10 protein-coding genes are annotated in these 13,275 nt (G+C 73.4%); 8 read left to right on the top strand and 2 right to left on the bottom strand.

Annotation, left to right across the window (positions count from 1 at the left end):
• Nucleotides 1–3: 3 nt before the first annotated feature.
• Nucleotides 4–900 (bottom strand): hypothetical protein, encoded by an 897-nt coding sequence (locus ACX25U_RS09335; protein WP_454390482.1) that lies wholly within the window; start codon nucleotides 898–900, stop codon nucleotides 4–6.
• Nucleotides 890–2,263: a hypothetical protein gene (locus ACX25U_RS09330; protein ID WP_454390480.1), complete on the bottom strand. Its 1,374-nt coding sequence runs from the start codon at nucleotides 2,261–2,263 to the stop codon at nucleotides 890–892. The genes ACX25U_RS09335 and ACX25U_RS09330 overlap by 11 nt, the downstream gene beginning before the upstream one ends.
• Before the next feature lie 245 nt (nucleotides 2,264–2,508).
• On the opposite strand from ACX25U_RS09330, the gene ACX25U_RS09325 reads away from it, so the two are divergent.
• From ACX25U_RS09325 to ACX25U_RS09290, 8 genes are all read left to right on the top strand, one after another.
• Complete coding sequence (locus ACX25U_RS09325) at nucleotides 2,509–3,300, top strand: hypothetical protein (RefSeq protein WP_454390478.1); 792 nt, start codon at nucleotides 2,509–2,511, stop codon at nucleotides 3,298–3,300.
• A gap of 4 nt (nucleotides 3,301–3,304) precedes the next feature.
• Complete coding sequence (locus tag ACX25U_RS09320) at nucleotides 3,305–3,991, top strand: RES family NAD+ phosphorylase (RefSeq protein ID WP_454390476.1); 687 nt, start codon at nucleotides 3,305–3,307, stop codon at nucleotides 3,989–3,991.
• Nucleotides 3,992–4,061: 70 nt separating this feature from the next.
• Complete coding sequence (locus tag ACX25U_RS09315) at nucleotides 4,062–5,585, top strand: DUF4192 family protein (protein WP_454390474.1); 1,524 nt, start codon at nucleotides 4,062–4,064, stop codon at nucleotides 5,583–5,585.
• A 181-nt stretch (nucleotides 5,586–5,766) separates the two neighbouring features.
• A complete protein-coding gene (locus tag ACX25U_RS09310; protein WP_454390472.1) occupies nucleotides 5,767–6,525 on the top strand; it encodes an NUDIX hydrolase in 759 nt (252 codons plus the stop codon).
• Nucleotides 6,526–6,624: 99 nt separating this feature from the next.
• Nucleotides 6,625–9,189 carry an ATP-binding cassette domain-containing protein gene (locus ACX25U_RS09305; protein ID WP_454390470.1) on the top strand — a complete coding sequence of 855 codons (2,565 nt, stop codon included), beginning with the start codon at nucleotides 6,625–6,627 and terminating at the stop codon, nucleotides 9,187–9,189.
• A gap of 162 nt (nucleotides 9,190–9,351) precedes the next feature.
• Nucleotides 9,352–10,239 carry a FadR/GntR family transcriptional regulator gene (locus ACX25U_RS09300; RefSeq protein ID WP_454390468.1) on the top strand — a complete coding sequence of 296 codons (888 nt, stop codon included), beginning with the start codon at nucleotides 9,352–9,354 and terminating at the stop codon, nucleotides 10,237–10,239.
• A gap of 438 nt (nucleotides 10,240–10,677) precedes the next feature.
• Nucleotides 10,678–12,219, top strand: a complete 1,542-nt coding sequence (locus tag ACX25U_RS09295; RefSeq protein ID WP_454390466.1) for an RNA polymerase sigma factor — start codon at nucleotides 10,678–10,680, stop codon at nucleotides 12,217–12,219.
• Between the two features lie 142 nt (nucleotides 12,220–12,361).
• The gene (locus tag ACX25U_RS09290) at nucleotides 12,362–13,225 is read left to right on the top strand and encodes a serine protease (protein WP_454390464.1); all 864 of its coding nucleotides are present in this window, start codon (nucleotides 12,362–12,364) and stop codon (nucleotides 13,223–13,225) included.
• The last annotated feature ends 50 nt before the right edge of the window (nucleotides 13,226–13,275 follow it).

Genomic DNA, 13,275 nt, shown 5'->3' with positions numbered 1-13,275 from the left:
GCCTTACGAGGAGCGGGCCAGCGCCTCGGTCGCCCGCAGCCGCTCCTCCTCCGTGGCCGCCGGGGCGGCAGGCTGCCCGTCCGCGCCGGGCCGGGGCCGGGCGAGCAGGTCGACGACGTAGCGGCCGGCCGCGCGGCGCTGGTCGTGCGGCGGCTCGGGCACCGTGATCACCCGCAGCGCCCGGCTGCCCATGGCGAACTCCAGCGGCAGGTCCTCCTGCTTCTCCACCACCCAGAACACGGTGTTGTACGGCGTCACCCCGCCGCTGCCGCGCACCGGGCGGGCGGTGTGTCCCAGCTCCTCGGCGGTGGCCAGCAGCCGCGCCGCCTCGCCCGAGACCGGGCCGCGCGGCGATCCGAGGCGCGCGGTGTACGGGATGATCAGGCCGATCGCGGGGCCGGTGTGCCGGACCGTGCCGACCATGATCTCCCGGAGCCGGGCGATTCCGGCCTCGATGTCGTCCTCGTCGTCCCGGTCGTCGTCCGCCCGGTCCGCCGCCCCGGCGCCGTCCTGCCCGGACCGCTCGCGTCGCGCGCGGGCTTCCTCCTCGACCATCCGGCGCAGCGCGGGAGGGAAGGCGAACGGGTCGCCGGTCAGCCGCCAGGCGAGCACCCGGTCGTCGACCAGGCTCTGCCGGGCGAGGGCGCCGTAGCCCCGGGCACGGCAGACCGACTCGATGACGTCCTCCAGGCTGTACGGCTCCGGCCGGCCGCCGGGCCCGGGCGCGGCGACCCCGCCGGCGCCGTCCTCCGGCAGCAGGAACACGTCGCGCACGTTGCCGGTCAGCAGGACCTGCGGATAGACGGTGAGGGCCATGTCCAGCTCGCGGATCCACGCCGGCGCGGGGACGGCGGCCGGGGCCTCCTCCTTGCGGAACGCGCCGCCGGTGTCAGCGTCCACGCTGCCGCTCCTGTCCGGGGGAGGTGCTCTGCTGGTTCCGCTGGGTCCTGGGCTTCTTCTTCCGCTTCCGGGCCGTCGACGCGGCCCCGTCCGCGGCCTGTCCGTCCTGTCCGTCCGCGGTCTGTCCGTCCGCGCTCTGCCGGCCGGTGGCCTGCCCCTCGGCGGCGGTCGCGTCGTCGGCCGCGGGGCCGTGGGAGCGGGTCCGGTCGGGCCAGGAGCCGTCGGGTGCCACGGCCGTGGGCCGCAGGCCGGGTGGCAGCACCATGGTGCGGGCCAGGTCGACGCCCTGCGCGCGCACCGCCTCCTCGAGGTCCGGCAACCGCTCCTCGCAGAACCACCGTTGCACGTCCTGGTCGGCCTCCGCGTCGTCGTCCTCCGTCCGGTACCCGGCGGACGCCGGCGCCCGCACCAGCGTCGTGGTGAGGCCGGGCCGGTCCGCGGCGAGGGCGATCCGCAGCCCGTAGCCGTCCGGGGTGTCCGCCCCGTCGAAGGGCACGACGGCGCTGCCGTCCTCGGCGAGCAGGTCGGCGAAGTCGTCGCCCACGGCGTACTCGCGCTCGCGCAGGGCCTGCCTCAGGGCGTCGGCGACCGAGCCGCGGTCCCGGGCGAGGTCGGCGCGGGCGACCGCGAGGTCCACCTCACGTGCCAGGTGGGACGGGTCGGGGGCGTCGGCCACGGCCGCCGCGAGGTGCTCGCGGTCCGGCGGCGCGGCGTCCTGGAGCCGGTCGAGCAGCGCGGCCCGCAGCCCGGCCAGCCGTACGGCGTCGCGCTGCCGCTGCGTCGACCTGTGCACCAGCACGCCGAGGTCGTGCAGGAGCGTACGGGCCTCCTCGACGCCGCGCGCCTGCCGCAGCGCCTCGAGACGGCGGGCGAAGACGGGCAGGTCGCCCGGTTCGCAGGCGGGCCCGTCCCGTCGCAGCAGGGCCTCCGCCTCGACCAGCGCGGCGGCCCGCACCCGGGCGGCGCGTTCCTCGGCGGCCCGGGCGGCGGCGTCCGGCGCCGTACGGGCGGCGGGCCGGGGCGCCGTACGGTCCGCTTTCGTGCCCGGGTCCCGGTCGGCCTCCCGGCCGGGCGGCGCGGACCACACCTCGGCGGCGACACGGCCCAGTTCGGCCTCCGCCCGCTCGTTCTCGTGGCGGGCCGACTCCAGCGCGGCGGCCAGTTCGGCGGAGCCGGCGCCGGCCGGGACGGTGACGACGTGCACGTCGATCCGGGCCGTGCGGTAGGCGCGGCGCAGTGACCTGGCCTGGCCGCGCAGGTTGCGTGACCGGGCGGCCTCCTGGCTGAGCCGGGCGCGCAGTTCTCTGCGGCGTTCCGCCTCGACGTCGACGTAGGACCACCCGTAGGCGGCGGAGTTGCTCAAGGACCCTCCCCCAGGGCCGCGGTTGTGCCCCGGGGCGTGATGCGCAGTCGCCGTGGGCGGACCCGAGCCCGGCCTCCCGGGCCGGTCGGCGGCGTGCCACGACTCCCTCGGGCGATGCCAGGCGCTCATGATGCACCACGCATCTGCCTGCCGACCCCGTTTCGCAGAAGCCCGACTCCGGCTGTTTCCCGTCCTGTTACGGTGCCGAGCGGCACATCCGGGAGATCCGGTGGAGGGGGGCCGGCTTGTCCTTCTTGGCGGACGCGGTGGACGCGATCCACGAACACGCGGCGGAGGTCTACGGGCTGCTGGACGACGCCGGGCGCGCGGAGCTGCTGGAGATCCTGGCCGACGCCGACGAGGACCCGCTGGCCGCGGCCGACGAGGTCCGTGACATGGTCAAGACGCTGCTTCCGGCGGACCACCCGCTGCGGGCGGCCCTGGTCCCTCCCGGGGTGCGCTACCTCGCCCCGCCGCCGCAGGACGGGATCGCGATACGCGGCTCCCTGAACCGGCTGCTGCGGCGGCTGGAGAGCGCGGGCCTCGTGGAGCGGGACGACCGAAGCGCGCCCGGCGCTCCCGAGTCCCAGAAGGCGCACACCGCATCAAGGGGCGCGCCCCTTACGCCCCTTGTGCCGCATGAGCTCCAGGATGCGCCCCTCGCGCCTCAGGATGCGCCCCCCGATCCCCCTTGCCGCCGCCCCGACGCCTACGACGCCTGGCTGCTCGCCGAGCCCTCCGTCCCCGCCGCATCCCTCGGACTCACCCCCGAGGAGCCGCACGACCTGATCCTGCTGACCGACGAGCAGGAGGTGGACCGCGTCCCCGCCTTCCAGTTCGACCCGGAGACCAGGGCGCCCTATCCGGTCGTCGTGGAGATCAACCGCATGCTGTCGGCCGGCGAGGACCCCTGGGGCGCCGCCGACTGGTGGCTCGGCTCCAACGTGTGGCTCGACGCCGCGCCCGCCGGACTGCTCGGCACCGGGGCGGACCAGGCCCTGCTGTCCGCCGCGCGCGCCGAATTCCCGGAGTGGTGACCACGTGCCCGACCAGATCGTTCCCGAGCCGTCCGTCCGGGCCCGTCCGCACCGCCATGTGCTGCCGGCCGGCACCGAGCTGTGGCGCGTGCACAGCACCCGCCGCGCCGCCACCGAGTTCAAGCCCGTACCGGCCGACCTCCACTGGGGCGGCGGCCGGTTCTGCCACATCCGGGACGAGCTGAGCCCCGACGAACTGCCGTACCTGTACGCGGGCCTCTCCCCGCTCACCGCCCTGTGCGAGACCCTCGCCCGCGACCTGCGGATACGACCGGACGGGTGGCGGCGCATCAAGCGGCCCGCGGTGCGCGACATGGCGCTGTCGAAGGTCGTCGCCGCCGTCGACATGCCCCTGGTCGACCTCACCGACAACGTCAGGCTCGCCGCCGTCCGCCAGGACAAGTGGCTCGTCCAGTCCGAGGCCCCGGACTACCCCCGCACCCGCCGCTGGGGCTCCTGGATCCGCTCCCAGGCCCCCTGGGCGGTCGGCCTGCGCTGGCCGTCCCGCCAGGACTCCGGCCTGGTCTCGGGCGAGGTCTGCGCCCTCTACGAACGCGAGGACGGCCCCGCCCTGCTCAAGCCGTCCTCCGAACCCACCCTGGAACTGAACACCCGGCAAGGCCGCGACTACGTCAACTCCCTCCTGGAGCCCCTGCTCATCCGGGTGGAACACCCGCGCCGCACCAGGTGACTGACGTGTTCCTGCCCGGAGTTGTCCACAGGGGCAAGCAGGCTTCCGCGTTCCGCGAGATCGTCGACGCATGACGAATCACAGCGAAACGACCGGACCCTTCGAAAACGGTGACATCGCCTACGACGGACCCGGCCCCGAACACCAGGTCACCCTCCGCACCCCGGCCGAGCTCGCCGACGCCCTGCCGTATCTGCTCGGGTACCGGCCCGAGGACAGCATCGTCCTGGTCGCGCTGCACGATCGCGGCGGGCGCGGCAGGTTCGGCGGGAGGGCCAGGCTCGGCATTCCCCCCAGCGGCGACGACTGGCCGTCCGCGGCCCGTCAGCTGGCCCACGGCCTGATCACGGGCAGCGAGCGCAGGGGCGCCAAGCCGGAGCAGATGGTGGCTTTCGTCTGTCAGGAGCCGACGGCGGGGGAGACGGGACGGCAGGTCATGCGGCGGCTGGAGCCGCTGGCCCGGAAGCTGCGCACGGAATGCGGTCGCCTCGACGTCCCCGTGATCGAAGCGCTCTGCATCTCCGGCGGCCGCTTCTGGTCGTACTGCTGCCCGACCGAGAGCTGCTGCCCCGAGGACGGGCTGCCCATGGGGCTGCCCGGCACCTCCGTACTGGCCGCCGCGGCCACCTACGCCGGCGTCCAGGTGCGGGGCAGCCTGAGGGAACTGAGGGCCAGACTGCTTCCCTGGGAGACCTCCGCGGCACTGGAGCAGGAGATCGCCCTGGACGCCGCCGGCATGTCCCTGGTGCCCAGGATTCTCGACGAGGCGGACCGCGCGGCGGTGGCCGAGGAGACCCTGGGACTAGCCGAGCGCGTGATGCGCCGGTTCGCCGAGGCCCCCTTCGTCCCCGACACCGTCCCCGCGGACCTCCGCGACGACCGGCTGCTCGGGCACGAGGAGGCCGCGTCGCTGATCCTCGGCCTGCAGGACCGTACGACACGCGACCGCGCGGCGGAGTGGATGGAAGGAGACGAGGCGGGCCCGGCACTGCGGCTGTGGCGGGCACTCGCCCGCCGTTGCGTCGGTCCGTACGGCGAACACGCGGCGGCGCCGCTGACTCTCGCGGGCTGGGTCGCCTGGTCGGCCGGGGACGATCTGGAGGCCCGGGAAGCCCTGGCCATGGCGCTGGGCGCGGACCCCGACTACCTCTTCGCCCGCCTTCTGCACCAGGCCTGCAACGAGGGGCTGGACCCCGAATCCGTCCGGCGCTGCCTGCGCGCGGAGCGCCAAGGACGTACGGGATCGACAGCCGAGGGCGGCGACGCCCGGGAAACGGCGGGAGCCGCCGTGCCGGAGGAGGAGCCGGCCGGCGCGGACACCGCTGTGCCCGATGGGGCGACCGGGACCGAAGGCGGCTGTGCGCAGGCGGAGCCGGGCGCGGTGTCCCGCCGTCGGCGCCGGACGCGGGTGGACGGACCGGTCCCGGACGGGTCGCGCCCGGCGGCCGCACGGACCGACGGCACACGCCCGGGCCCTTCCAGGACATCGGGCCGCGCACGTATGCGTACCTCGGCACAGGGTGGTCCGCGTCGCCGCGTCGCCGGCCGGCCGGGCGCCGACGCGGGCAGCGACATCCCCGAGGGGCACGCGTGAACGAACGCCCACCCGAGCGGCGGTTCTTGCCCGGCTGAAGGGGCGCCCGGCGAGGGCGCGCCACCGCAGCTTCCTGGTGCCGCCGGAGTCCGCCGGAAAGCCCGCGGCCCGATGCGGATCGACCATCGATGCGACCGGAGAAGGGAGTGCTTATCGTCAGGCAGACGACTATGATCGCCGCATGCCCTACGACCCGTCAGCCTTTCCGCCCTTCGCCGTCACCGTGGACCTGGTCGTGCTGACCGTGCGCCGCCACTCCCTGTGCGCGCTGGCGGTACGCAGGGGTGAGCCCCCGTTCCAGGGACGGTGGGCGCTGCCCGGAGGTTTCGTACGGGCCGACGAGGACCTGGCGCAGGCGGCGGCGCGGGAGCTGGCCGAGGAGACCGGGCTGCGCGTCCACGACCCGTTCGCCCCGGTGCAGGACAACGGTGCGCACCTGGAGCAGCTCGCGACCTACGGCGACCCCAAGCGCGATCCCCGCATGAGGGTCGTCAGCGTCGCCCACCTCGCCCTCGCCCCCGATCTGCCCGCGCCCCGGGCGGGCAGCGACGCGGGCGATGCCCGCTGGGCGCCCGTGGAGGAGCTGCTGCAGCAGGGCGGCTACGGCCGCGACGGGGAGCCGGTGGCGCCGCTCGCCTTCGACCACACCCAGATCCTCGCGGACGGAGTCGAGCGAGCCCGCTCGAAGATCGAGTACTCGTCGCTGGCGACCGCGTTCTGCCCGCCGGAGTTCACGGTCGGAGAACTGCGTCGTGTCTACGAGGCGGTGTGGAGCGTGGCCCTCGACCCGCGCAACTTCCACCGCAAGGTGACAGGCACGCCGGGCTTCCTGGTGCCGACCGGGGGCACGACCACTCGGCAGGGCGGCCGGCCCGCCCAGCTGTTCCGGGCCGGCGGGGCCACGCTGCTCAATCCGCCGATGCTGCGCCCGGAGGTCTGACCTCCGGCCCCGGCGGGTCGCCGAGCGTGCCGGACCGGAGAAGCCGAAAGAGGGGAGAAATGCCCGGAAAAATGGACATAGCGCGCTATCTTGCTGCGGGTGATCCAGGCCTTCGGATTGACCAGCGACTCCCGTAAGGACCTTCCGCCCGCCGTCGACGACGTCTCCTTCGAAGCGCACGCGGGCCGCGTCACCGCGCTCCTCGGAACGGCGGGCGCGGGCAAGACGACGGCGCTCAGACTCATGCTCGAGCTCCAACAGGGCCGTGGTATCACCTACTTCAAGGGCCGCCCTCTGCATCGCATCGCCCATCCCGCGCGCGAGGTCGGCGTTCTCCTCGGTGACGTCCCGGGGCACCCCTCACGCACGGTCCGTGGTCACCTGCGGATGCTGTGCGCCGTTGTGGGGCTTCCCGCCCGGCGTGCCGACGAAGTCCTCGAGGTCGTCGGGCTCGTCAGCCTCCGGGAGGAGCGCCTGGGCACTCTGTCGCGGGGGATGGACCGCCGGCTGGGTCTGGCCTGCGCCCTGCTGTCCGATCCGCACACACTGGTGCTCGACGAGCCGGCCGACGGGCTGTCCGCGCGGGAAAGCCGTTGGCTGCACGGCACGCTGCGGGCCCACGCCACCCAGGGCGGCACGGTCCTGTTCACCACGGCCGACCCCAAGGAGGCGGCACGCACCGCCGACCGCGTCGTCACCCTCGAGGGCGGCAGGCTCGTCGCCGACCAGGAGGCCAGGGACTTCGCCCGCAACCGCCTGCGCCCCCGTGTCGCCGTCCGCAGCCCGCACGCCGCCCGGCTCGGGGCCCTGCTGGCCAAGGAGGCCCGCACCGCCCGCCGCTCCGTGGAAGTCGTACGCGAGGACGGCAACCGTCTGTCGGTCTACGGCAGTACGTGCGCCGACATCGGGGAGGCCGCCTTCCGTCACGGCATCCTCATCCACCAACTCGCGGACGAGGTCGGTGACATGGGCCCTGGTGCCGGGGCGGTGCCCTCGGGTGCGAACCCGGCGACCGGAGAGCCGTGGGCCTGGGCGGCGCTCACGACCACCGACGAGCGGCAGGCGTCCGCCGCCGTGCCGGCTCCCGAGAAGGGGCCGCCGCCGGCCATCGGCCCTGCGGCGCACGCGGCAGTCATCGCGCGCACGGAAGACACAGGAGTCACGGTCACAGGAGCCCCGGAAGGCGCGACTGTCCCTGCGGGCCCTCCACAGGTATCCGTCACCGGACATGAGGACAGCGCGCCGCACGAATCGCGTGTGAAGGTCGGTGCCGCCACGGCCCTCGCCGGGAGCGGAGTCCACGCGACCGGTCCCGGCGGCGGGGCACCCGCCACGGGCCCGGCCGGTCCGCACCCGGCCACCCTCCCGGACGGCGCGCACGTCCCCGCCGGTCCCGGCCACCCGGACTCAACGGTCCGCTCCGAAGCCCTGGACCTCACTACCGCTTCCAGGTCCCCGGCCCCTGCGGATGGCGCCGAGGCCCCGTATTTCGCCGACCGCTCCCGCGGCCCGAACCCGACCACCGTTTCCGACGCCCAGGACACAGCCGACGGCTCCGAGGCCCCGTACCGCACCACCCCCTCCCAGGCCCCGTCCGCCACCCCCGAGGCCGCCCTCGCCCCCTCCCAGCCCGAAGACGGCCCCGCGCACGAGCACATCCCGGACGGACTCGCCGCGGCGACCGCGCGGCCTCCTCAGCCCCCGACCCCGCAGCCCGAGCCGGCGCGTCCCGCTCAGCCCCCGCCCTCCCACCGCGCGGCAGCGCGCCCCGGCACCGAACATCCCGGGACCGGACACCCCGCCGACACCCAGCCCTCGATCCCGACCCCGCGCCCGGCGGAGGCCGTCGTGCTCGACGCCTTGTCCCCTCTGCCGCCCCCCATCTCCATCCGTCCCGCACGCGGCCCCCTGCGCCCTCTGCGCTACGAACTGCGCCGTGCCACCGGTATCGGCACCGGCTTCGTCACCTGTGCCGCCGTCCTCGTCGTCTCCGCCCTCACGGCCCTGGTCATGGGACGTATGGGGCACACCCCGCAGCCGCGACTGATCGCGGCGTGGCCGCAGCAGCTGCCCCTGCCCCCGGCGGCGCTCGGCGCCGGGCTGCTCGGCGCGCTGGCCTCCGGCGACGAGTTCCGCCACCCCGCGCTGGCGGCGGACCGGGGGACCGTCCCCCGGCGACTCGGGCTGCTCGCCGCGAAGCTCGCCGTCGCCACTGCCACCGCGCTGATGCTGGCCTTCCTCACGGTCGGCTGCGACGCCGAGGTGCTCTATGTCGTGTACGGGCAGGAACTCACCCAGGTTCCCGGCGACTGGCTTTCGCTCGGCGCGAGTTGGACGGGCCTCGTGGTCGGATGCGCCTGGACCGGTGTGCTGGCCGCGGGGCTGTTCAAGTCCACCACGGCCGGGCTCGCGTCCGTGGTGACCGTACCGGTGATCGTCGTACCGCTGGTGCAGGCGGTCATGGGAGGAAGGGTGTGGGACGCCACCGGCCTTCCCGCGCGGCTGCGCCAGGTGTTCCTGCTGCAGTGGCCCTTCGGAGGCGATCGCTACCTGGCCGCCGCGGCTCGTGTGATCACCCAACCCGTCGGGGGTGCGCTGACGTTGTCCCTCATCGCGTTGCTGTGCGCTTATCTGCTGACGGTCCTGCGGGGCAGGGCTCGATGACCACCGTTTGTGCCTATTCGCTCGCTCTCTGTACGCAATTCCCCGAGGGGAGTCCTTTTCTTTCTGCTAAGGCGTCAATTGCGGTGAAGTGAGCGATCACCCTTTCGTGTGCTTTTCACCAAAAACCTCAAGGCAGTTGGAGGCGGCGCCGACAAAGGATCCGTGAGTACCCTTGCGCACACCATGATGACCGCCGCCCGCCCCGCAGACTCCGGCCGCGTCGGCCCGGGCGGACTCGACCGTTACCCCTACGCCGAGACGCCCGTCCCCGACCGCGTCGCAAACCCCACCTGGGAGGGTGTGGAACCGGAGCTGGGACGTGTGGGCCGCCGTGCCGCGGGCAACCGCGGCCGCGGACTGCACGGCCAACTCGTCCAGCAGCTCGGCCAGATGATCGTCTCCGGGGACCTGGGTGCCGACCGCCCGCTGGTGCCCGAGGAGATCGGCCAGCGCTTCGAGGTCTCCCGCACCGTCGTCCGCGAGTCGCTCCGCGTCCTGGAGGCCAAGGGCCTGGTCAGCGCCCGGCCGAACGTCGGCACGCGCGTGCGCCCGGTCAGCGACTGGAATCTGCTCGATCCGGACATCATCGAGTGGCGGGCCTTCGGGCCGCAGCGCGACGACCAGCGCCGAGAGCTGAGTGAGCTGCGCTGGACGATCGAACCGCTCGCCGCGAGACTCGCCGCCGGGCACGGGCGCGAGGACGTCCAGCAGCGCCTGTCCGACATGATCGAGATCATGGGACACGCCCTGGGACAGGGCGACGCGCTCACCTTCTCCCGCGCGGATGCCGAATTCCACACGCTGCTCATCCAGGTGGCGGGCAATCGGATGCTGGAGCACCTCTCCGGGATCGTCTCCGCCGCCCTCCAGGTCTCCGGCGGCCCCGTCACGGGCTGCGACCGGCCCAGCGAGACTTCGCTGGCGCAGCACGTGCGGATCGTCGACGCCCTCGGGGCGGGTGACGGCGCGGCGGCGGAGGGGGCCATGCGTCAACTGCTCACGGTGCACCCCGAGGTCGAACGGGTGGTCCCCGCGCCGCGCGAGCACTGACCCGCTCGAGCCCTGGTTCCTGCGTGGGCGGCACGGCCGGGCCCTGCCGTCCTCCGCGGCCTCGTCCGGACGGTGAACCGCCTCCCGCAGGACCCCGCCGGACACTCCGTGTACCGGGCGGGGTCCGTGCGCGACCGACGGGAGAGCCGCTGGTCAGGTCGTGTCCGTGGCGACAGCTGATCTCATCTGCCCATTTCTGACCGTTTTTACACGCTTACGGGGTGTGACTCGGGCCACGTGGATTGGGCGTAACGCTCGTGGGAAGAACGCGATGACCTAAGAGGTGACAGCCGCGGAGGGAATACGGACGCCGTTCACGGCGCTGTGCCTCTTCCCGGCCTCCGCCCGCACCGTCGGCCCATCCCCAGGCCGGTGGTCGGCTCCTGTCCACTGTGGACGGGGCCGGAAGCCGTTTTCCAACGTTCCGAGAGGTTGTTCGTGTCGGCCAGCACATCCCGTACGCTCCCGCCGGAGATCGCCGAGTCCGTCTCTGTCATGGCGCTCATTGAGCGGGGAAAGGCTGAGGGGCAGATCGCCGGCGACGATGTGCGTCGGGCCTTCGAAGCTGACCAGATTCCGGCCACTCAGTGGAAGAACGTACTGCGCAGCCTCAACCAGATCCTCGAGGAAGAGGGTGTGACGCTGATGGTCAGTGCCGCGGAGCCCAACAAGCGCACCCGAAAGAGCGTCGCAGCGAAGAGTCCGGCCAAGCGCACCGCCGGCAAGACGGTCGCGGCGAAGACGGTGACCACCCGGAAGGCCACCGCCACCGCCACCCCGGAGGCGCCCGCCGCCGACACGCCTGTCGAGGACGAGGCCCCCGCCAAGAAGGCCGCCGCCAAGAAGACGACCGCGGCCAAGAAGACGGCGGCGAAGAAGACGACCGCCGCCAAGAAGACGGCGGCCAAGAAGACCACCGCCGCCAAGAAGGACGACGCCGAGCTGCTCGAGGACGAGGTGCTCGAGGACGCCAAGGGCGCGGAGGAGCCCGAGGGCACCGAGAACGCCGGTTTCGTGCTCTCCGACGAGGACGAGGACGACGCCCCCGCCCAGCAGGTCGCCGCGGCCGGCGCCACCGCCGACCCGGTGAAGGACTACCTCAAGCAGATCGGCAAGGTCCCCCTGCTCAACGCCGAGCAGGAGGTCGAGCTGGCCAAGCGCATCGAGGCGGGCCTGTTCGCCGAGGACAAGCTGGCCAACTCCGACAAGCTCGCCCCCAAGCTCAAGCGTGAGCTGGAGATCATCGCCGAGGACGGCCGCCGCGCCAAGAACCACCTTCTGGAGGCCAACCTCCGCCTGGTGGTCTCCCTGGCCAAGCGCTACACCGGCCGCGGCATGCTCTTCCTGGACCTGATCCAGGAGGGCAACCTCGGTCTCATCCGCGCGGTGGAGAAGTTCGACTACACCAAGGGCTACAAGTTCTCCACGTACGCCACCTGGTGGATCCGTCAGGCGATCACCCGCGCCATGGCCGACCAGGCCCGCACCATCCGTATCCCGGTGCACATGGTCGAGGTCATCAACAAGCTCGCGCGCGTGCAGCGTCAGATGCTCCAGGACCTGGGCCGCGAGCCCACCCCGGAGGAGCTGGCCAAGGAGCTCGACATGACCCCGGAGAAGGTCATCGAGGTCCAGAAGTACGGCCGTGAGCCCATCTCGCTGCACACCCCGCTGGGCGAGGACGGCGACAGCGAGTTCGGTGACCTCATCGAGGACTCCGAGGCGGTCGTCCCGGCCGACGCGGTCAGCTTCACGCTGCTGCAGGAGCAGCTGCACTCGGTGCTCGACACCCTGTCCGAGCGCGAGGCGGGCGTCGTCTCCATGCGCTTCGGTCTCACCGACGGTCAGCCGAAGACCCTCGACGAGATCGGCAAGGTGTACGGCGTCACGCGCGAGCGGATCCGTCAGATCGAGTCCAAGACCATGTCGAAGCTGCGCCACCCCTCGCGCTCGCAGGTGCTGCGCGACTACCTCGACTAGGTCCGGCACTACGACACGTAGATCCAGTACCACGACACGAAGGGCCCGGTTCCCCGGACGGGGAGCGGGCCCTTCGTGCTGCGGAGCGCGTCGCTCTGCATGACTCTGGGTGTCCGATGATCGTCCCAGAGTGAGGAGCATCATGCGACGCCGTATTGCCCGGGCACTGGCCCGGCCGCTGGTCCTGGCGGCCGCGGGAGCCGCGATACCGCTGGCCACCGCCGCTCCCGCCACTGCCGACAGCATTGTCATCGGCGGCTTCCCCGTCGATGTGTCGCACAGCCCGTGGACCGTGGCCCTCTCCAGCCGTGACCGGTTCGGAGGCACGCGGGCGGGACAGTTCTGCGGTGGTGTGGCGGTCGGCCGGACAGCGGTGCTCACCGCGGCCCACTGTCTGGCCGGAGATGTCGTGGGCGCGCCACCGACGCGGGATCTGAAAGTGATCACCGGGCGCACGGACCTGCTCTCGCGCCGGGGCAAGGAGATCCCGGTGCGTGCCATCTGGGTCAACCCGCACTACGACGCCGACACCAACGCCGGTGACTTCGCCGTGCTCACCCTCGCCGAGCCGGTGCCCCGGAGCTCCGTCATCCCCCTGGCGGGCGCGGGCGACCCGGCGTACGCGCCCGGCACGAGCGCCACGGTCTACGGCTGGGGGGACACCGCCGGCACCGCCGCCTACGCGCACAGTCTGCATGCCGCGCGGATCCATGTCCTGCCCGACGCGCAGTGCGAGCGGACCTATCCGGGCGGCAGCGAGGACGGCACGTACATGTCCGGCAGCATGCTGTGTGCGGGAGAGGCCGCGGGCGGCCGGGACGCGTGCCAGGGGGACAGCGGGGGCCCGCTGGTCGCGCGGGGGCGGCTGATCGGGCTCGTGTCGTGGGGGAACGGCTGTGGACGCGCGGGGAGCCCCGGCGTCTACACGCGCGTGTCCGACGTCGTACGGACGCTGAGCCAGGTCCTTGGCGCCAAGGCACCGCGCGGGGCGCCCGACGAGCCCTGACCGGCGTCACCGGCCACGAGGACGGGCGGCCGCTCCTGGTGGTCAGGAGC

The organism is Streptomyces sp. JNUCC 63, from assembly GCF_054366325.1.
This window is presented reverse-complemented; position numbering and strand designations above follow the sequence as displayed.